This is a genomic window from Mycolicibacter acidiphilus, from assembly GCF_018455725.1.
GTDB classification, from domain to species: Bacteria; Actinomycetota; Actinomycetes; order Mycobacteriales; family Mycobacteriaceae; genus Mycobacterium; species Mycobacterium acidiphilum.
In genome coordinates this window covers 77,509-96,112 of sequence record NZ_JAHCLR010000007.1, presented here as the reverse complement: position 1 = coordinate 96,112, position 18,604 = coordinate 77,509, and the positions used below count along the sequence as shown (strand labels likewise).

The following is an 18,604-nucleotide window of genomic DNA, read 5'->3' as shown; positions in this document are numbered from 1 at the left end:
CCAAGAGAACCTGTGAGGTCGTCTGCGATGGTGCAGTTCGACGGTTTGCGGCCGGCCCGGCTCAAGGTCGGCGTCATCTCCGCCGGCCGGGTCGGCACCGCCCTGGGCGTCGCGCTGGAGCGCGCCGACCACGTCGTGGTGGCATGCAGCGCCATCTCCGAGGAATCCCAGCGGCGTGCCCGGCGCCGGCTGCCGGACACCCCGGTGCTGCCCGCCCACGAGGTGGCCGGCAGCGCCGAACTGCTGCTGCTGGCCGTCCCCGACACCGAACTGGCGCCGATGGTCGCCGGCCTGGCCGCCACCGCGGCGGTCCGGCCCGGGACGATCGTCGTGCACACCTCCGGTGCCAACGGCATCGGCGTGCTGGCGCCGCTGACCGAGCAGGGCTGCCTGCCGCTGGCCATCCACCCGGCGATGGCGTTCACCGGCGCCGACGAGGACATCGAGCGGCTGACCGAGAGCTGCTTCGGGATCACCGCCGCCGACGAGATCGGCTACGCCATCGCCGAGGCGCTGACCCTGGAGATCGGCGCCCAGCCGGTCCGGGTCGACGACAGCGCCCGGGTGCTCTACCACGCCGCGCTCTGCCACGGTGGCAACCACGTCGTCACCGTGATCGACGACGCGCTGGCCGCGTTGCGGGTGGCGCTGGCCGGCGACCCCGACGGCGTCGCCGAACGGGTGCTCGGGCCGCTGGTGCGGGCCGCGGTGGAGAACACCCTGCAGCACGGCCGGGCCGCCCTCACCGGCCCCATCGCCCGCGGCGACGCGGCCACCGTCGTCCGGCATCTCGCCGCGCTCAACGCTGCGGCACCGGAGCTGGCGGAGGCCTACCGGAGCACCGCGCTGCGCACCGCCCAGGCGGTGCACGCCGGCGACGACGTGCTGACGGTGCTGGCCCGGTGACGGCGCCGGCCGGCTCGCGCGCCTACACCGCGGGGGAGCTCAACGTCTACACCCGACCCGACGAGGTCGCCCGTGTCAGCCGGGCGCTGCGGGGCATCGGCCGCCGGGTGGTGCTGGTGCCGACCATGGGCGCCCTGCACGACGGGCACCTGGCCCTGGTGCGGGCGGCGCGGCAGGTGCCCGGTGCGGTGGTGGTGGTCTCGATCTTCGTGAACCCGCTGCAGTTCGGCGCCGGTGAGGACCTCGACGCCTACCCGCGCACCCTCGACGACGACCTGGCGCTGCTGCGCGACGCCGGGGTCGAGGTGGTGTTCACCCCGACCGCGGCGGCGATGTACCCCGACGGCCCGCGTACCGCGGTGCACGCCGGTCCGCTCGGCGACGAACTGGAGGGCGCGGCCCGCCCCGGGCACTTCGACGGGGTGCTGACCGTGGTGTGCAAGTTGCTGTCGATCGTGCGGCCGGACCGGGCGCTGTTCGGTGAGAAGGACTACCAGCAGCTGGTGCTGATCCGCCAGATGGTCGACGACCTCAATCTCGACGTCCAGGTGGTCGGCGTGCCGACCGTGCGGGAGACCGACGGCCTGGCGATGTCGTCGCGCAACCGCTACCTCGACCCGGCGCAGCGCGAAGCCGCCACCGCGCTGTCGGCGGCGCTGGCGGCCGGTGAGCATGCCGCCCCGGCCGGCGCGCAGGCCGTGCTGGACGCGGCGACCGCCACGCTGGCGGCGACGCCCGCCGTCGACGTCGACTACCTGCAGGTGCGCGGCACCGGTCTCGGACCGGCCCCGGTCAACGGACGCGGCCGGCTGCTGATCGCGGCCCGCGTCGGCACCACCCGGCTGCTCGACAATGCCGCCATCACACTCGGAACTCCCGAATAACACCGGAGGAATTGATGTTTCGGACGATGCTCAAGTCGAAGATCCACCGCGCCACCGTCACCCAGGCGGACCTGCACTACGTCGGCTCGGTGACCATCGACGCCGACCTGATGGATGCCGCCGACCTGCTGGAGGGTGAGCAGGTGACGATCGTCGACATCGACAACGGCAATCGGCTGGTCACCTACGCCATCACTGGGGAGCGCGGCACCGGCATCATCGGAATCAACGGCGCCGCAGCGCATCTGGTGCACCCCGGTGACCTGGTGATCCTGATCGCCTACGGGACGATGGCCGACGCCGAGGCCCGGGAGTACCAGCCCCGCATCGTCTTCGTGGATGCGAAGAACCAGCAGGTCGACCTGGGCAGCGATCCGGCGTTCGTGCCGGATGACGCCTCCGGCTTGCTTTCGCCTCGAAGCGTGGGGTAGCCGTGCTGCTGGCGATCGACGTCCGCAACACCCACACCGTGATCGGTCTGCTCACCGGTTCCGGTGAGCACGCGAACGTCGTGCAGCAGTGGCGGATTCGCACCGAAGCGGAGATCACCGCCGATGAACTGGCACTCACCCTCGACGGTCTGATCGGCGACGACGGCGAGCAGGTCACCGGCGCGGCGGCGCTGTCCACGGTGCCGTCGGTGCTGCACGAGGTGCGGGCCATGCTGGATCAGTACTGGCCCTCGGTGTCGTCGGTGTTGATCGAGCCGGGGGTGCGCACCGGCATCCCGCTGCTGGTCGACAACCCCAAGGAAGTCGGCGCGGACCGGATCGTCAACGCCCTGGCGGCGTTTCACAAGTTCCAGACCGCGGCCATCGTCATCGACTTCGGCTCGGCGATCTGCGTCGACGTGGTCTCGGCCAAGGGCGAGTTCCTCGGCGGCGCCATCGCCCCCGGGGTGCAGATCTCCTCGGATGCGGCCGCCGCTCGGTCGGCGGGGCTGCGCCGCGTCGAGCTGACCCGGCCCCGGTCGGTGATCGGCAAGAACACCGTCGAGTGCATGCAGGCCGGCGCGCTGTTCGGGTTCGCCGGGCTGGTCGACGGTCTGGTGCGGCGCATCCTCGACGACGGCGTCGTCACCGGCGACGTCACCGTGGTGGCCACCGGGCACACCGCCCCGCTGCTGCTGCCCGACCTGCAGACCGTTGACCACTACGACGCCAACCTCACCCTGGACGGCCTGCGCCTGGTGTACGAGCGCAACCGGGACAGCCAGCGCGGGCGGTTGCGGCCGGCGCGCTGAGCGCCGTCTTCGCGTCCGAGGGGTTCATCTAAGCTGGCAGGTCGTGAGCTCCGCCGACGCACCCACCCCAGCCGCCGAATCTGACCTCCCCGAGCAGTTCCGGATCCGCCGGGACAAACGGGCCCGGCTGCTGGACGAGGGCCGCGACCCCTACCCGGTTTCCGTGGCCCGCACCCACACGCTGGCCGAGGTGCGGGCGAAGTACCCGGAGCTTCCCGTCGACACCGCCACCGGTGACGTCGTCGGCATCGCCGGCCGGGTGGTGTTCGCCCGGAACTCCGGCAAGCTGTGCTTCGCCACCCTGCAGGAGGGCGACGGCACCCAGTTGCAGGCGATGATCAGCCTGGCCGGGGTCGGCGAGGAGTCCCTGGAAGCCTGGAAGGCCGACGTCGACCTCGGCGACATCGTGTTCGTGCACGGCGAGGTGATCAGTTCCCGCCGCGGTGAGCTCTCGGTGCTCGCCGACTCCTGGCAGTTGGCCTCCAAGGCGTTGCGGCCGCTGCCGGTCGCGCACAAGGAGATGAGCGAAGAGTCCCGGGTGCGCCAGCGGTACGTCGACCTGATCGTGCGCCCGGAGGCCCGCCAGGTGGCCCGGCAGCGCATTCAGGTGATCCGAGCGGTCCGCCATGCGCTGGAGCGGCGCGGCTTCCTGGAGGTGGAGACGCCGATGCTGCAGACGCTGGCCGGCGGCGCCGCGGCCCGGCCGTTCGTCACGCATTCCAACGCCCTCGACGCCGACCTTTACCTGCGAATCGCGCCGGAGCTGTTCTTGAAGCGGTGCATAGTGGGCGGCTTCGACCGGGTCTTCGAACTCAATCGGGTGTTCCGAAACGAAGGAGCGGATTCCACGCATTCGCCGGAGTTCTCAATGCTGGAGACCTACCAGGCCTACGGCACCTACGACGATTCGGCGACCGCGACCCGCGAGATTATTCAGGAGGTCGCCGACGAGGCGATCGGCACCCGGCAGCTGCCGATGCCGGACGGCAGCGTCTACGACATCGACGGGGAATGGGCGTCGCTGGAAATGTATCCGTCGCTGTCGGCGGCGCTCGATGAGGAGATCACGCCGGCTACCGGCGTCGACCGGCTGTGGGCGATCGCCGACGGCCTGAATGTGGAGATCCCCACCGACCGCGGGTACGGGCACGGCAAGCTGATCGAGGAACTGTGGGAGCACGCCGTCGGCCATCAATTGACCGCGCCCACCTTCGTCCGCGATTTCCCGGTCGAGACGACGCCGTTGACCAGGCAGCACCGTAGCGTGGCGGGCGTCACCGAGAAATGGGACCTGTACATGCGCGGCGTCGAACTGGCGACCGGGTACTCCGAACTCGTCGACCCGGTGGTGCAGCGGGAGCGGTTCGCCGCCCAGGCGCGTGCGGCGGCGGCCGGCGACGACGAGGCAATGCTGCTTGACGAGGACTTTCTCGCCGCGATGGAGTACGCCATGCCGCCGTGCACCGGCACTGGAATGGGCATTGATCGCCTGCTGATGGTGCTGACCGGACTGTCAATTAGGGAAACGGTTTTGTTCCCGATTGTTCGCCGACACACCAACTGAACAGGCTGGTCGGGTGGTTGTGTTGAAGCAACCGAATATTTATGGCACATTGGTTGACGGGGCCGAATCCGCATCAGTCTTCCGCACAGCATGTGCGCATCAACGTTAACTAAGGGGTGAGCCAGTGGCGAAAAAAGTGACCGTCACCTTGATCGATGATTTCGATGGTGAGGGTGCCGCCGACGAAACGGTGGAATTCGGCGTCGACGGAGTCACCTACGAGATCGACCTTTCGAGCAAGAATGCGGCGAAACTGCGCGCCGAGCTGAAGAAGTGGGCCGACGCGGGCCGTCGCGTCGGCGGCCGTCGGCGCGGCCGGTCCGGTGAGGGCCGGCGCGGGACCATCGACCGCGAGCAGAGCGCGGCGATCCGGGAGTGGGCGCGGCGCAACGGACACAATGTGTCGACCCGCGGGCGCATCCCGGCGGACATCATCGACGCGTTCCACGCGGCGACCTAAAAACACGCACGGCAGAACGACCGGTCCGGCCGCCGCGAGGCGACGCCGGGCCGGTCGTTTTCGCTTCCAGCGAACCGGTCCGCGGCCCGAATTGGAAACGATTCCGGATTTCCCGACGTTGCGACAGGCGTACCGGTCCGGGCCGTTTTATGCGCGTGTGCGCACCTGTCCCGTCCGGCGCACAACGCAAGTGGCCGCCTACTACAGTGGATGGCACCGATGTTGAGGGAGAGCAGGTAACCGCCGATGTTCGAGAGATTCACCGACCGAGCGCGTCGGGTTGTCGTCCTGGCCCAAGAAGAGGCCCGGATGCTCAACCACAACTACATCGGCACCGAGCACATCCTGCTCGGGCTGATCCACGAGGGCGAAGGCGTCGCCGCCAAGTCGCTGGAATCGCTGGGCATCTCGCTGGAAGGCGTGCGCAGCCAGGTCGAGGAGATCATCGGCCAGGGGCAGCAGGCGCCGTCCGGCCACATCCCGTTCACGCCGCGCGCCAAGAAGGTGCTGGAGCTTTCGCTGCGCGAGGCGCTGCAGCTCGGCCACAACTACATCGGCACCGAGCACATTCTGCTCGGCCTGATTCGTGAGGGCGAGGGCGTCGCCGCGCAGGTGCTGGTGAAGCTCGGCGCCGACCTGACCCGGGTCCGCCAGCAGGTGATCCAGCTGCTCAGCGGCTACCAGGGCAAGGAGACCGCCGAGGCGGGCACCGGCGGCCGCGGCGGCGAGTCCGGCAGCCCGTCGACGTCGCTGGTCCTCGACCAGTTCGGCCGCAACCTGACCGCGGCGGCCGCCGAGGGCAAGCTCGACCCGGTGATCGGCCGCGAGAAGGAAATCGAGCGGGTCATGCAGGTGCTGTCCCGGCGCACCAAGAACAACCCGGTGCTGATCGGTGAGCCCGGCGTCGGCAAGACCGCCGTCGTCGAAGGGCTGGCCCAGGCCATCGTGCACGGCGAGGTCCCCGAGACGCTGAAGGACAAGCAGCTCTACACCCTGGACCTGGGTTCGCTGGTCGCCGGCAGCCGCTACCGCGGTGACTTCGAGGAGCGCCTGAAGAAGGTGCTCAAGGAGATCAACACCCGCGGCGACATCATCCTGTTCATCGACGAGTTGCACACGCTCGTCGGGGCCGGTGCCGCCGAGGGCGCGATCGACGCCGCCTCCATCCTCAAGCCGAAGCTGGCCCGCGGTGAGCTGCAGACCATCGGCGCCACCACGCTCGACGAGTACCGCAAGTACATCGAGAAGGACGCCGCCCTGGAGCGCCGGTTCCAGCCGGTGCAGGTCGGGGAGCCGTCGGTGGAGCACACCATCGAGATCCTCAAGGGGCTGCGGGACCGCTACGAGGCCCACCACCGGGTCTCGATCAGTGACGCCGCGATCGTCGCCGCCGCCACCCTGGCCGACCGCTACATCAACGACCGGTTCCTGCCGGACAAGGCGATCGACCTGATCGACGAGGCCGGCGCCCGGATGCGAATCCGCCGGATGACCGCGCCGCCGGACCTGCGCGAGTTCGACGAGAAGATCGCCGACGCCCGCCGGGAGAAGGAATCGGCGATCGACGCGCAGGACTTCGAGAAGGCCGCCAACCTGCGGGACCGGGAGAAGCAGCTGGTCGCGCAGCGCGCCGAGCGGGAGAAGCAGTGGCGCTCCGGTGACATGGACGTCGTCGCCGAGGTCGACGACGAGCAGATCGCCGAGGTGCTGGGCAACTGGACCGGCATCCCGGTGTTCAAGCTGACCGAGGCCGAGACCACCCGACTGCTGCGGATGGAAGACGAGCTGCACAAGCGGATCATCGGCCAGACCGACGCCGTCAAGGCCGTCTCCAAGGCGATCCGCCGCACCCGGGCCGGGCTGAAGGACCCCAAGCGTCCGTCCGGGTCGTTCATCTTCGCCGGCCCGTCCGGCGTCGGGAAGACCGAGCTGTCCAAGGCGCTCGCGGAGTTCCTGTTCGGCGACGACGACGCGCTGATCCAGATCGACATGGGCGAGTTCCACGACCGGTTCACCGCCTCCCGGCTGTTCGGCGCGCCCCCCGGGTACGTCGGCTACGAGGAGGGCGGCCAGCTCACCGAGAAGGTGCGGCGCAAGCCGTTCAGTGTGGTGCTGTTCGACGAGATCGAGAAGGCGCACCAGGAGATCTACAACAGCCTGCTGCAGGTGCTCGAGGACGGCCGGCTCACCGACGGTCAGGGCCGCACGGTCGACTTCAAGAACTGCGTGCTGATCTTCACCTCCAACCTGGGCACCTCCGACATCTCCAAGGCCGTCGGGCTGGGCTTCACCCAGGGCGGTGGGGAGAACAACTACGAGCGGATGAAGCTCAAGGTCAACGACGAGCTGAAGAAGCACTTCCGGCCCGAGTTCCTCAACCGGATCGACGACATCATCGTCTTCCACCAGCTCAGCCAGGACGAGATCATCCAGATGGTCGATCTGATGATCGGCCGGGTCGCCAAGCAGCTGCGGGCCAAGGACATGGAGATCGAGCTGACCGAGAAGGCGAAGTCGCTGCTGGCCAAGCGTGGTTTCGACCCGGTGCTCGGGGCGCGTCCGCTGCGGCGCACCATCCAGCGGGAGATCGAGGACCAGCTGTCCGAGAAGATCCTGTTCGAGGAGCTCGGTCCCGGTCAGCTGGTCACCGTCGACGTGGAGAACTGGGACGGCGAGGGCGCGCACGAGAACGCGGTGTTCACCTTCGCCGGGAGCAAGAAGCCGGCCCAGGAGTCCGCGGCGGACCTCGCGCAGGCGGGCGCACCGGCCGGCGAGTAGTGGGGCTGCCGGCGGGGCCTAGTGCTTCGCCGGCAGCAGCGCGAACGCCTGCCGGGCGACCTGCAGCATCCAGCTGCCGACGCTCTTTCCGTGGTCCCGGTCCCAGTTGAGCTGGAAGCTGACCACCCACGGCTGACCGCCACGGTCGATGGCGTACCAGCTGAACGTCAGGTCGCCGGGGAGCCCACCGGCTTTGGCGCCCACGTACGGCCACTGCTCACGGCTCAGGTCGATGCCGCGCACCGCGGACAGGATCTCCCGGACCGGTGCGGCCGCGCCGGTGGCGCCGCGCTGCAGTGCGACGTGCACCCGGCAGATGTCCGCGGCGCTGCCGTACCACTCCGCCCCGTACTTCGACGCCGGCACATGCGCGCGGAGCGGGTCCGGGTCATACGGGCGGGAATCGGCGTCTTTCAGCAGCGCCGCCCGTTGCTGCGGTGAGCCGTGCTGCCACTGCTCCCGCAGATCCGGTTTGCCCCAGCCGATCGAGAACATCTCGTACATGGTGGGAAACGGCGTCATCGCGGCCGGGTCGTGGTGGCCGGCGACGGCCAGCGCGTGCTCGACGGCGCGCTTCCCGACCCGGCCGATCAGCAGATCAGTGGCCATGTTGTCGCTGGTGGCGATCATCTTCTCGGCGGCGGTCCGCACCGAGACGTGCGCCCCGTCGGGCAGTTCCTCCAGCCCCGAGGAGCCGACGACCTTCGCGCGGCCGGTGATCGTCAGCGGATCGTCCCAGGACACCCGGTGCGCCTTCACCTCGTCGGCCACCGCCAGCAACACGTACAGCTTGAAGATCGACGCGAGCGGCAGCGGCTGCGTGGTGTTGACGCCCGCCACCGGCTTGCACACCCCGCCGTCGACCCGGGCCGCCTGGTAGGAATACCGGGCTCCCGTGCGGCTCAGCACGGTGTCGACGTCGTGCCAGGAGCGGATCCGCGGCGGCTCCGTCGACGGTTTGAACGTCTCCACCATCCCGGCGTCGTCGGTGCGGATCTTGATGTTCTGCCGGGCGCCGTAGGACGTCATCAGGTGCAGGGTGGCGGTGCCGGCGCCGATGTCGACGCTGGAAACCCGGAACGGGCGGTCCCACCACAGCGACTCCATGGTGGTCACCACCTGATCCACCTTGGCCGGTGCGGCCAGCGTGCGCACCCCGACCGGGCCGATCGGCCAGTCCGAGTTGAGCATGTCCATCGTCTGCTTGGCGCGCAGACCCGGCGCGGTGGTCACCGGTATCGAGACGCCGGTCTCCGCCGACTCCGGTGGCAGTGCGGGGGAGGGGGCGCAACCGGCGGCGGGGACGGCCGCCACCAGGACGGCGACCGTGCATACCGCGAGGTGGCGCCGCACCCGGTTACGCCTGAGCGGCGGTTCCGGCAACGTCGAGCACGACCTCGAACTCCATGCTGCCGGCGCCGGTCGACACCGGCTTCCCGTAACCGCTGTGCGCGGCCGCCGAGTGGTCGCGCACCCACGCTTCGTACGCCTCGTCGGACTCCCACTGGGTCACCACGAAGTAGCGGTCCTCGCCCTTCACCGGACGCAGCAGCTGAAAGCCCTGGAAGCCAGGGGAGTTCTCCACCGTTCCGGCCCGATCGGCGAATCGCTTCTCCAGCTCGGGGCCGGCGCCTTCGGGGACGGAGATTGCGTTGATCTTCACCACTGACATGCGGTTAGGCTACCGTGCCCGCTGTGCCGACCACACCGCCCGACCTCCTGACCTATCGCGGCGGGACCGGCGAACCGGTGATCCTCGTCCACGGGCTGATGGGCCGCGGCAGCACCTGGTCGGATCAACTGCCGTGGCTGACTTCGCTGGGCGCGGTCTACACCTACGACGCCCCGTGGCACCGCGGTCGCGACGTGGCCGACCCCCACCCGGTCTCCACCGAGCGGTTCGTCGCCGACCTGGCCCCCGCCGTGACGGCGCTGGATGTCCCGGTGCGGCTGGTCGGGCATTCGATGGGCGGGCTGCACGCCTGGTGCCTGGCCGCCGAGCATCCCGAACTGGTGTCGAAGCTGGTGGTCGAGGACATGGCGCCCGACTTCCGGGGCCGCACCACCGGGCCGTGGGAGCCGTGGGCGCACGCGCTGCCGGTCGAGTTCGACTCCGCCGAGCAGATCATCGCCGAGTTCGGCGACGTTGCGGGACGCTATTTCCTGGCGGCGTTCGACCGCACCCCGACCGGCTGGCGACTGCACGGCCAGATGGCGCGCTGGATCGAGATCGCCGCCGAATGGGGCACCCGCGACTACTGGTCGCAGTGGCGCGCCGTGCAGGCGCCCACCCTGCTGATCGAGGCGGGCAATTCGGTGACGCCGCCTGGGCAGATGCGCCGGATGCATGAGATCGGTTGCCGCAGTGAGTATCTGCTGGTGCCGGAAGCGGGCCACCTGGTGCACGACGACGCGCCGGCGGTCTACCGCGACGCGGTCGTGGCGTTCCTGTCCTGACCGGGCAGCGCGAACCTGCCGTCGGCGGTGCGCTCGGCCAGTCCGTCGGCGAGCAGTGCGGCCAGGGCGCGCTCACGCTGCACGTCGTCGGCCGGCCACGCCACGTCCAGTTCGGCCCTGGTGACCGGGGTTGCGCTGTCCCGCAACACATCCAGCAGCCGGCCGCGCACCTGACGGTCGGTGCCGGCGTAACGCTGGGCGGGGCGCCGGGGTGCGGTGCCCGCCGGTCGCCCGGCGACATGCCAGGCGCAGGAATCCCGCAGCGGGCACACCGCGCACTGCGGTGCCCGGGCCGTGCACACCAGCGCACCGAGTTCCATCAACGCCGCTGAGAAGCGGGCCGCGCGGGCGTCGGGCGGCAGCAGTGCCGCCGCGTCGGCGTGGTCCCGGACTGTTGCCGGCGGACCGGCGTCGGCGAGTCCGTGCACGGCGCGGGCCACCACCCGGCGAACGTTGGTGTCCACCACCGGGACTCGTCTGCCGTAGGCAAAACAGGCCACCGCCCGGGCGGTGTACGCGCCGACGCCGGGCAGTCGCTGCAGGGCGTCGACGTCGTCGGGAACCACGCCGGCATGCTCGCGGACGATCACCTCCGCCGCCTCGTGCAGCCGCACGGCCCGGCGCGGGTAGCCCAGCTTGCCCCAGGCCCGCAGCAGATCGGCCCGGCAGGCGGCCGCGGTCGCCGCCGGCGTCGGCCAGCGCGTCACCCAGTCGGTCCAGGTCGGCAGCACCCGCGCCACCGGCGTTTGCTGCAGCATGAACTCACTGACCAGGATCTGCCACGGGGTGACATCGGCGGCCCGCCACGGCAGTTCCCGCTCGGCGCGGTCGAACCAGCCGAGCAGGGCGTCGGGGTCGACGCTCATCGAACGCCTGTCGGACGGGCAGGGCAGAATGGCGACCATGCCCAACTCGAACCCGATATCCGCGTGGAAGGCACTCAGGGAGGGTAACGAGCGCTTCGTCGCCGGTGAACCCGCCCATCCCAGCCAGGACGTCGCCCGGCGGGCGGCGCTCACCGACGGCCAGAAGCCGACCGCGGTGGTGTTCGGCTGCGGTGACAGCCGGGTGGCCGCCGAACTCATCTTCGACCAGGGCCTCGGCGACATGTTCGTGGTGCGCACCGCGGGCCACGTGCTCGACTCGGCCGTGCTGGGCTCGATCGAGTTCGGGGTGGCGGTGCTCAACGTGCCGCTGATCGTGGTGCTCGGCCACGACAGCTGCGGCGCGATCAAGGCGACGCTGGCGGCCCTCGACGAGGGTGCGGTCCCCGGCGGCTACCTGCGGGACGTCGTCGAGAAGGTGACGCCGTCGGTCCTGCTGGGTCGCCGGGAGGGACTGACGGCGGTCGACGAGTTCGAGACCCGGCACGTCAACGAGACCGTCGCCCAGTTGGCGGCCCGCTCCACGGTGATCGCCGAGCGGATCGCGGCGGGCACCCTGGCCGTCGTCGGCGCCACCTACCACCTGGCCGACGGCCGGGTGAGCGCCCGCGAGCATCTGGGGAACATCGGCGAATAGTCCCCGACGGTTGGCGAGGCTCGACGTAGGAGAGCCGAAGCCGGACCGGCGGATAGTCCCCCAAGGTCACGAAGCGGGAACGACACGCCGACAGCGGTCGGACGACTCGCGGTGAGCTCGACTTACCGTGGGAACGTGCTGGATTTGGAACCGCAGGGACCGTTGCCGTCGCAGATCTACTGGCGGCGCCGTGGCTTGGCAGTGGGCATCGGGGTGCTGGTGATCGCCATCGTGTCGGCGATCATCTTCGCCGTCGTGCACACCAGCGCCGGCGCCGACAGCACCGCCACGAACAAGTCGGCCCAGCACGGCCTCAAGGACGGGGCCGCGCCGGGTCCCGAGGAGGTCAAGACGCCGGTGGTGCCGCCGGCGGCGCAGGCGCCGGAGCCCTCGGTCACCCCGACCGCCGCGGTCAACCCGCCGCCGGTGCTCAAGGAGGGCGACGACTGCCCCGACTCGACGCTGGCCGTCAAGGGCCTGACCAACCAGCCGCAGTACAGCGTCGGCGAGCAGCCCCAGTTCACGATGGTCGTCACCAACATCGGCCTGGTCGGCTGCAAGCGGGATGTGGGTGCGGCTGTGCTGGCCGCCTATGTCTACTCGCTGGACAACCAGCGGCTGTGGTCGAACCTGGACTGCGCGCCGTCCAACGAGACGCTGGTCAAGACGTTCAACCCGGGCGAGCAGGTGACGACGACGGTCACCTGGACCGGGATGGGGTCGGCGCCGCAGTGCCCGCTGCCGCGGCAGCCGATCGGGCCGGGCACCTACAACCTCGTCGTTCAACTGGGGAACCTGCGTTCGGCGACGGTGCCGTTCATCCTGGCGGAACCCGCACCGGACGGACCGCCGCCGGGCGAGGGGCAGCCGGGGCAAGAGGCCCCGCCGGGCAACTGAGCTCAGGCCAGCCGGTCGGAGACGGCGAACTCCATCATCTGCGACAGACCCTGCCGGACATGCCGTGCCCAGGCGGTGCCGATCCCCTCGACGGCCTGCAGATCGTCGGTGCTGGCGGCCAGCAGGCTCGGCAGGGTGCCGAACGTCTGCACCAGCACGTCGGCGTGGGCGAACTGCAGACCCGGGATGTGGGCGAGCGCCCGGTAACCGCGCGGGCAGACCGTTGAGTCCTGCGCCGCGGCCGTCGCCGGGTAGCCGAGGGTCTTCGCCAGCACCGTGAGGTCGAGCAGGTCGGTGTCCGACAGGGCTTGCAGCGCGTCCAGGACGGCCTGCACCTGCCGTTTGGACAGCGGTTTGGGGTTGGCGTGGTAGTCGCGCACCAGCAGCTCCTGCGCGGCGTCGTTGCCGCCGAGCAGTTCGTCGAGCTGCAGTTGCAGCTGCCGCCCGTCGGTGCCCGCCTCGATCACGTCGTTGCCGATCACGATGCCGATCCGGCGGACCTGCTCCAGCCGCTGCACCACGGTCGTCACGTCGCGCAGGGTGGCGAGCCCTTCGATCGCAGCCCGGGACAGCTGCCGGCTGACGTCGTCGCGGCGGGTGCGGTATCGCTCCAGCGTCGCTATCGCCTGGTTGGCGCGGGAGAGGATCGTCGCCGAGTCGGTCAGCACATGGCGGTCGCCGCCGACGTAGAGGGTGACGATGTTCATCGAGTGGCTGACCGAGACGACCGGCAGCCCGGTCTGGATGGCGGTGCGCTCCGCGGACCGGTGCCGGGTGCCGGACTCCTCGGTGGGGATCGACGGGTCCGGCACCAGCTGCACGTTGGCGCGCAGGATGCGGCAGCCGTCGGTGGAGAGCACCACGGCGCCGTCCATCTTCGACAGTTCGCGCAGCCGGGTGGGGGCGTAGCGCACGTCGAGCGCGAACCCGCCGTCGCAGATGGTCTCGACGACGCTGTCGTAGCCGAGCACGATCAACGCACCGGTCTTCCCGCGCAGGATGAGCTCCAGGCCGTCGCGCAGCGGCGCCCCTGGCGCCAGCCGGGCGACGGCCTCCCGCAACTCAGGGTTCACAAACGCCCATTCTGCCCCGCAGGACCGGGTTCATGCGGACGGTCGAGCAGATGCAGCGGCGCCGGCCGGGCACGGTGTTCGGCAAGGTCGAGCAGGTGGCGCAGCGCCGTCACGATGTTCGGGGCGGGCACCGTGTGCAGCTCGCCCACCCGCGGCGGGGCGCCCGGCGGTGTCAGCGCGGTGGTGAAGCCGAGCCGAGCGGCTTCGGTCAGCCGGCGGTCCATCCCGCTGACCGGCCGCAGATCGCCGGCCAGTCCCACCTCTCCGACCACCACCGTCGTCGCCGGCAGCGGCAGGTCGGCGTAGGCGGAGGCCAGCGCGATCGCGACGGCCAGATCCGTCGACGGGTCGGTGAGCCGCATGCCGCCCACCGTGGACAGATAGATGTCGCCGGCGCCGATCGGCAGCGAGGCGTGCTTGTCGAGCACCGCGGTGATCATGGCGGACCGGGCGTGGTCGATGCCGCTGACCGCACGGCGCGGAGTCCCGCTCGACGGGGTGGCCAGCAGGGCCTGCACCTCCCCGATCAGCGGGCGCTTGCCGTCCAGTGCCACGGTGATGGCGGTGCCGGCCACCGGTTCGCTGCGGCGTTCCAGGAACAGCCCGGACGGGTCGGTGACCGCTTCGATGCCGGTGTCGTGCAGCAGGAAGCAGCCGACCTCGTCGGTGCCGCCGAACCGGTTCTTCACCGCCCGGACCATCCGCAGGACGGCGTTGCGGTCGCCGTCGAAGTGCAGCACCACGTCGACCAGGTGCTCCAACGACCGCGGGCCGGCGATGGCGCCGTCCTTGGTGACGTGCCCGACCAGCACCAACGCCACCCCGGAGGTCTTCGCCGCCGCGGTCAGGGCGGCCGTCACCGCGCGCACCTGCGTGACGCCGCCGATCACGCCGTCGGTCTCGGTGGCCGCCACCGTCTGCACCGAGTCGACCACCACCAGCGTCGGCCGGACCGCCTCGAGGTGGCCCAGCACGGTCCGCAGGTCCGACTCGGCGGCCAGGTAGATCTCGTCATGACTGCATCCGGTGCGCTCGGCCCGCAACCGGATCTGCCCGGCGGACTCCTCGCCGGAGATGTACAGGGCGCGCCGTCCGGCCTGTGCCCAGCGATGCGCGACCTCCAGCAGCAGCGTCGATTTGCCGACGCCCGGATCACCGGCCAGCAGTGTCACCGAGCCCGGCACCAGGCCACCGCCCAGCACCCGGTCGAGTTCGTCGACCCCGGTCGGTTGGGGTTGCGCGCAGCCCGGCGCGATGGAGCTGATCGGGACCGCGGGCCGCTCCGGTGCCGCCGCCCGCAGGCCGGTGGCGCCGGCCCCGCTCAGCGGGGCGACCTCGGCGATGCCGCCCCAGTCCCCGCACTCCGGGCACCGACCAACCCATTTGGCGGTGCTGTGCCCGCACTGCGAGCACCGGTACAGGGAACGAGCTTTTGCCACCCGCTGACCGTAGCGGGCGAGTCCGACAGGCGGTGTGCGACGCGACTAGTGGTGCGAGGCGCCCTCAGCCGAGATCGGCACGGCCAGCTTGATCTCCCCGGCCCGCTTGAAGTCGAAGGTGAAGTCGTAAGTGAGGCCGTTGCTGATCGGCTTGTCCAGCGTCAGTGTGGCCGCACCGGCCGAGGTGTTGTCCGCACCGCGCGACTGCTTCGGGGTGGCCGGCGCCGCCGTCAGATCCGAGGCGACCGGAGCGCTGACGACCAGCACGCCGCCGGCGGGCAGCGACTTGCTGCCGGTCACCGAGACCTTGCCGACCGCGCTGGTGATGCCGGTCAGCTCGTCGGCTTCGCTCAACGACTGGTTGCTGGCGACGAACACCAGGTCCACGGTGTCGCCGGGCTTCAGCGCATCGCCGGTCTGCACCGCCTGGATGCGCACGTCGCGCAACGCGAGGTCGCCGACGGTGGCCGCCGACCCGTTGACGGCGGAGGCCTGGTCGGTGGTCTGCGAGATCTGCCCGGTGCCGCACCCGGCCAGCGCCGCGGTGGCGAACAAGCCGATCGCAGCTGCACTGCACGCCCTGTTGAACCGGTTCACTTGCGGCCTCCTGCTAAACGGTCGAAACGATGGTCGCAGCGAGCCGGTTAGCGTGTCGCCGCAGCATATTGACTATGCACTGTAGTAGCACGCCCGCGCCGGCGATAGCGCAGGGTTGCCGCCGACGGCGTGGTTGCTGGGCGCGGGGAAAGCCGGCTCCCCGGCGGCCCGGAAGGGGTTGTCGGCAGCACGGTTTAGGCTCGGTGTCAACCCCCCGCCGGGGTCTGCGATACCCCTGACCTGCACCGTTGTTCCCCGGGTGGTTGAGCGGCATGTTAGGATGGGTCAGCGAAAGGGGCTCGAATCAGATGATCTTTAAGGTCGGAGACACCGTCGTATATCCACACCACGGTGCAGCGTTAATCGAGGCGATTGAAACCCGGACCATCAAAGGCGAGCAGAAGGAATACCTCGTCCTGAAGGTGGCTCAAGGCGACCTCACCGTTCGCGTCCCCGCTGAAAACGCAGAATACGTCGGTGTCCGCGACGTCGTCGGACAGGAAGGCCTGGACAAGGTCTTCCAGGTGCTGCGCGCACCGCACACCGAGGAGCCGACCAACTGGTCGCGTCGGTACAAGGCCAACCTGGAGAAGCTCGCCTCCGGTGACGTGCACAAGGTCGCCGAGGTCGTTCGCGACCTGTGGCGCCGGGACCAGGAGCGTGGACTGTCCGCCGGCGAGAAGCGGATGCTGGCCAAGGCTCGGCAGATCCTGGTGGGCGAGTTGGCGCTGGCGGAGAACACCGACGACGCCAAGGCCGAGACCATCCTCGACGAGGTTCTGGCCGCGGCCTCCTAGATCACCCGGAGAAGTTCCTTGACGGGCACCGTCGCGGTCGTTCCGGCCGCGGGGTCCGGTCAGCGGCTGGCCGTCGGCGTTCCCAAGGCGTTCTGCCCGCTCGGCGGGCAAACGCTGGTCGAACGCGCGGTAGCCGGCCTGCTGGCGTCCGGGGTCGTCGATCGGGTCGTGGTGGCGGTGCCCGCCGACCGCACCGATGAGGCCACCCTGCTGCTCGGTAAGCGGGCGATCGTCGTCGCCGGAGGCGCGGAACGGGTCGAATCGGTGCGCCTGGCACTGCAGGCCGTGCCGGAATCACGGTTCGTGCTGGTGCACGATGCAGCGCGGCCGCTGACACCCCCGGCACTGATCGTCCGCGTCGTCGAGGCGCTGCAGGCCGGGCACCCCGCCGTGGTGCCGGCGCTGCCGGTGGTGGACACGATCAAGGCCGTCGACGCCAACGGCGCCGTGCTCGGCACCCCGGAGCGTGCCGGTCTGCGGGCGGTGCAGACACCGCAGGGCTTCCAGACCGAACTGCTGTTGCGCGCCTACCAGCGCGCCGGCACCGGCACGTTCACCGATGACGCCTCACTGGTGGAGCAGGTCGGCGGTCAGGTGCAGGTGGTCGACGGTGACCCGCTGGCCTTCAAGATCACCGACCGGATGGATCTGCTGCTGGCCGAGACGGTCGTGGCCGGGTGAGCGGGCTGCCGCGGGTCGGGCTGGGCACCGACGTGCACCCGATCGAGCCGGGGCGCCCGTGCTGGCTGCTGGGTCTGCTGTTCGACGGCGCGGGCGGCTGTGCCGGGCACTCCGACGGCGATGTCGCCGCCCACGCGCTCTGCGACGCGCTGCTGTCCGCGGCCGGCCTGGGCGACCTGGGGGCGGTGTTCGGCGTCGACGATCCCCGCTGGGCGGGTGTGACGGGTGCGGTGATGCTCGGCCATGTCCGGGATCTGCTCGCCGAGGCCGGTTTCGCGATCGGCAACGCCGCGGTGCAGGTGATCGGCAACCGGCCGAAGATCGGGCCGCGCCGTGCCGAGGCGCAGGAGTTGCTGTCGGGTCTGCTCGGCGCCCCGGTGTCGGTGTCGGCGACGACGACGGACGGGCTCGGCCTGACCGGGCGCGGGGAGGGGCTGGCGGCGATCGCCACCGCCCTGGTGGTGCCGGTTTAGCCGGTCAGCACCAGCCGAAGGCGGTGAGTGCGCCGCAGGTGGCCATGCCGCCGGTGTCCAGGCCCAGGTTGACGTGGTCCCCGACGTCGCCGAGCGCCTCGGTCAGCGCGGTCACGTCGGGCACGAAGCCGCCGTCGAAGGCGGGTGTCGCCGCGGCTGAACCGGCGTCGAGCACCGACGCTGCGGCCGGTGCGGCCTCGGCCAGCGATGCCGGGTCGGCGTCCGGATTCGGGATGTCGCCGGGAACCAGGCCCAGCGTGGCGGGCAGGTTCGGGTCGACGGCCGCAGCAGAACCGGAGGAGGACAGCCCGGCCTCGTGCTCCTGGACGGCCTTCTCCACCATGCCCGGCAGTTGGTTCGCCAGCATCGGGGCGCCCATCACGGGGATGTACGCGGCGTACATCGGGCCCATCATCGCCATCGAGCTGCCGATCGAGCTGCCCATCGAACCCAGGGAGCCGAGCCCGCCGAGACCGCCGAGCGCGGGAGCCGGGGCGGCTGCTGCGCCTGGGTCGTCGTTGGCGGCCGGGGCCGCTCCGGGGGGAGAGTTCGGGTCCTCGGCGGTCGGGGCCGGGGCGTGCACCTTCGGCGGCAGCAGGGACTCGGCCGCCGACTCGGGGCCGTCCGTCGTCGCCGGGGCGGTCGCCGCGGTGAGGTCACCGGTGTTCACCGGGGCCGGCGCCTGCTCGTCATTCGGGGCGGCATGCCCGACCGCCGCGCCCGCCACGGCCAGTGCCGCCAGCAGCGTCCCAGAAGCGATCGTCATCCTCATGCCCACGGGCGCACTATATGCGTAACCGCCGTCACTCGTCCACTGATCCGCGACGACCTGCC

At 70.6% G+C, this 18,604-nt stretch carries 20 protein-coding genes; 13 read left to right on the top strand and 7 right to left on the bottom strand.

What is annotated here, in order from left to right:
* Nucleotides 1-27 precede the first annotated feature (27 nt).
* The 7 genes from KIH27_RS06220 (at nt 28) to clpC1 (ending at nt 7,835) form a co-directional block, all read left to right on the top strand.
* On the top strand, nt 28-906 hold the full coding sequence (locus tag KIH27_RS06220) for a Rossmann-like and DUF2520 domain-containing protein (protein ID WP_214092068.1): 879 nt from the start codon (nt 28-30) through the stop codon (nt 904-906).
* Nucleotides 903-1,790 (top strand): pantoate--beta-alanine ligase, encoded by an 888-nt coding sequence (panC, locus tag KIH27_RS06215; RefSeq protein WP_214092067.1) that lies wholly within the window; start codon nt 903-905, stop codon nt 1,788-1,790. Before KIH27_RS06220 ends, panC begins: the two co-directional genes overlap by 4 nt.
* 14 nt (nt 1,791-1,804) lie before the next feature.
* Nucleotides 1,805-2,221, top strand: a complete 417-nt coding sequence (panD, locus tag KIH27_RS06210) for an aspartate 1-decarboxylase (RefSeq protein ID WP_214092066.1) — start codon at nt 1,805-1,807, stop codon at nt 2,219-2,221.
* Between the two features lie 2 nt (nt 2,222-2,223).
* Nucleotides 2,224-3,033: a type III pantothenate kinase gene (locus KIH27_RS06205; protein ID WP_214092065.1), complete on the top strand. Its 810-nt coding sequence runs from the start codon at nt 2,224-2,226 to the stop codon at nt 3,031-3,033.
* A gap of 43 nt (nt 3,034-3,076) precedes the next feature.
* Nucleotides 3,077-4,597 (top strand): lysine--tRNA ligase, encoded by a 1,521-nt coding sequence (gene lysS, locus KIH27_RS06200; protein ID WP_214092064.1) that lies wholly within the window; start codon nt 3,077-3,079, stop codon nt 4,595-4,597.
* Nucleotides 4,598-4,721: 124 nt separating this feature from the next.
* Nucleotides 4,722-5,057, top strand: coding sequence for a histone-like nucleoid-structuring protein Lsr2 (lsr2, locus tag KIH27_RS06195; RefSeq protein ID WP_214092063.1), 336 nt, complete (start codon nt 4,722-4,724; stop codon nt 5,055-5,057).
* A gap of 246 nt (nt 5,058-5,303) precedes the next feature.
* Nucleotides 5,304-7,835, top strand: coding sequence for an ATP-dependent protease ATP-binding subunit ClpC (clpC1, locus tag KIH27_RS06190; protein ID WP_214092062.1), 2,532 nt, complete (start codon nt 5,304-5,306; stop codon nt 7,833-7,835).
* An 18-nt stretch (nt 7,836-7,853) separates the two neighbouring features.
* Here clpC1 and KIH27_RS06185 read toward each other — a convergent pair whose 3' ends face one another.
* Nucleotides 7,854-9,218 carry a serine hydrolase gene (locus KIH27_RS06185; protein WP_214092061.1) on the bottom strand — a complete coding sequence of 455 codons (1,365 nt, stop codon included), beginning with the start codon at nt 9,216-9,218 and terminating at the stop codon, nt 7,854-7,856.
* Nucleotides 9,193-9,507, bottom strand: coding sequence for an antibiotic biosynthesis monooxygenase family protein (locus KIH27_RS06180; RefSeq protein ID WP_214092060.1), 315 nt, complete (start codon nt 9,505-9,507; stop codon nt 9,193-9,195). Before KIH27_RS06180 ends, KIH27_RS06185 begins: the two co-directional genes overlap by 26 nt.
* A 23-nt stretch (nt 9,508-9,530) precedes the next feature.
* Between KIH27_RS06180 and KIH27_RS06175 the strand changes: the two genes are divergently transcribed.
* Nucleotides 9,531-10,292, top strand: a complete 762-nt coding sequence (locus KIH27_RS06175) for an alpha/beta fold hydrolase (protein WP_214092059.1) — start codon at nt 9,531-9,533, stop codon at nt 10,290-10,292.
* Here KIH27_RS06175 and KIH27_RS06170 read toward each other — a convergent pair.
* Entirely contained in the window at nt 10,259-11,158 is a 900-nt protein-coding gene (locus KIH27_RS06170; RefSeq protein WP_214092058.1) for an iron-sulfur binding domain-containing protein, read from the bottom strand. The genes KIH27_RS06175 and KIH27_RS06170 overlap by 34 nt on opposite strands.
* 37 nt (nt 11,159-11,195) lie before the next feature.
* Here KIH27_RS06170 and KIH27_RS06165 point away from each other — a divergent pair, with 37 nt between their 5' ends.
* Complete coding sequence (locus tag KIH27_RS06165; protein WP_214092057.1) at nt 11,196-11,813, top strand: carbonic anhydrase; 618 nt, start codon at nt 11,196-11,198, stop codon at nt 11,811-11,813.
* Between the two features lie 135 nt (nt 11,814-11,948).
* On the top strand, nt 11,949-12,710 hold the full coding sequence (locus KIH27_RS06160) for a hypothetical protein (protein WP_214092056.1): 762 nt from the start codon (nt 11,949-11,951) through the stop codon (nt 12,708-12,710).
* Nucleotides 12,711-12,712: 2 nt separating this feature from the next.
* Here KIH27_RS06160 and disA read toward each other — a convergent pair whose 3' ends face one another.
* From disA to KIH27_RS06145, 3 genes are read right to left on the bottom strand one after another with little or no spacing between them, the layout of a single operon-like run.
* Nucleotides 12,713-13,783, bottom strand: coding sequence for a DNA integrity scanning diadenylate cyclase DisA (gene disA, locus KIH27_RS06155; protein ID WP_214092055.1), 1,071 nt, complete (start codon nt 13,781-13,783; stop codon nt 12,713-12,715).
* Nucleotides 13,780-15,222 (bottom strand): DNA repair protein RadA, encoded by a 1,443-nt coding sequence (gene radA / locus KIH27_RS06150; protein ID WP_214092054.1) that lies wholly within the window; start codon nt 15,220-15,222, stop codon nt 13,780-13,782. Before radA ends, disA begins: the two co-directional genes overlap by 4 nt.
* A 45-nt stretch (nt 15,223-15,267) precedes the next feature.
* On the bottom strand, nt 15,268-15,819 hold the full coding sequence (locus KIH27_RS06145) for a copper chaperone PCu(A)C domain-containing protein (protein WP_214092053.1): 552 nt from the start codon (nt 15,817-15,819) through the stop codon (nt 15,268-15,270).
* A 308-nt stretch (nt 15,820-16,127) separates the two neighbouring features.
* On the opposite strand from KIH27_RS06145, the gene carD reads away from it, so the two are divergent.
* The 3 genes from carD to ispF are packed head-to-tail and all read left to right on the top strand — an operon-like array spanning nt 16,128 to nt 17,770.
* On the top strand, nt 16,128-16,616 hold the full coding sequence (carD, locus tag KIH27_RS06140; RefSeq protein ID WP_085085707.1) for an RNA polymerase-binding transcription factor CarD: 489 nt from the start codon (nt 16,128-16,130) through the stop codon (nt 16,614-16,616).
* Between the two features lie 18 nt (nt 16,617-16,634).
* Nucleotides 16,635-17,297, top strand: coding sequence for a 2-C-methyl-D-erythritol 4-phosphate cytidylyltransferase (gene ispD / locus KIH27_RS06135; RefSeq protein ID WP_214092052.1), 663 nt, complete (start codon nt 16,635-16,637; stop codon nt 17,295-17,297).
* Nucleotides 17,294-17,770 (top strand): 2-C-methyl-D-erythritol 2,4-cyclodiphosphate synthase, encoded by a 477-nt coding sequence (gene ispF / locus KIH27_RS06130; protein ID WP_214092051.1) that lies wholly within the window; start codon nt 17,294-17,296, stop codon nt 17,768-17,770. The genes ispD and ispF overlap by 4 nt, the downstream gene beginning before the upstream one ends.
* A 4-nt stretch (nt 17,771-17,774) precedes the next feature.
* Here ispF and KIH27_RS06125 read toward each other — a convergent pair whose 3' ends face one another.
* Complete coding sequence (locus tag KIH27_RS06125) at nt 17,775-18,536, bottom strand: hypothetical protein (RefSeq protein ID WP_214092050.1); 762 nt, start codon at nt 18,534-18,536, stop codon at nt 17,775-17,777.
* Nucleotides 18,537-18,604: the final 68 nt, after the last annotated feature.

Coding starts and splice junctions, on each gene's coding strand:
- panD (WP_214092066.1), top strand. CDS start 1,805: ATGTTTCGGACGATGCTCAAGTCGAAGATCCACCGCGCCACCGTCACC.
- KIH27_RS06165 (WP_214092057.1), top strand. CDS start 11,196: ATGCCCAACTCGAACCCGATATCCGCGTGGAAGGCACTCAGGGAGGGT.
- clpC1 (WP_214092062.1), top strand. CDS start 5,304: ATGTTCGAGAGATTCACCGACCGAGCGCGTCGGGTTGTCGTCCTGGCC.
- KIH27_RS06125 (WP_214092050.1), bottom strand. CDS start 18,536: ATGACGATCGCTTCTGGGACGCTGCTGGCGGCACTGGCCGTGGCGGGC.
- KIH27_RS06180 (WP_214092060.1), bottom strand. CDS start 9,507: ATGTCAGTGGTGAAGATCAACGCAATCTCCGTCCCCGAAGGCGCCGGC.
- KIH27_RS06170 (WP_214092058.1), bottom strand. CDS start 11,158: ATGAGCGTCGACCCCGACGCCCTGCTCGGCTGGTTCGACCGCGCCGAG.
- KIH27_RS06220 (WP_214092068.1), top strand. CDS start 28: ATGGTGCAGTTCGACGGTTTGCGGCCGGCCCGGCTCAAGGTCGGCGTC.
- carD (WP_085085707.1), top strand. CDS start 16,128: ATGATCTTTAAGGTCGGAGACACCGTCGTATATCCACACCACGGTGCA.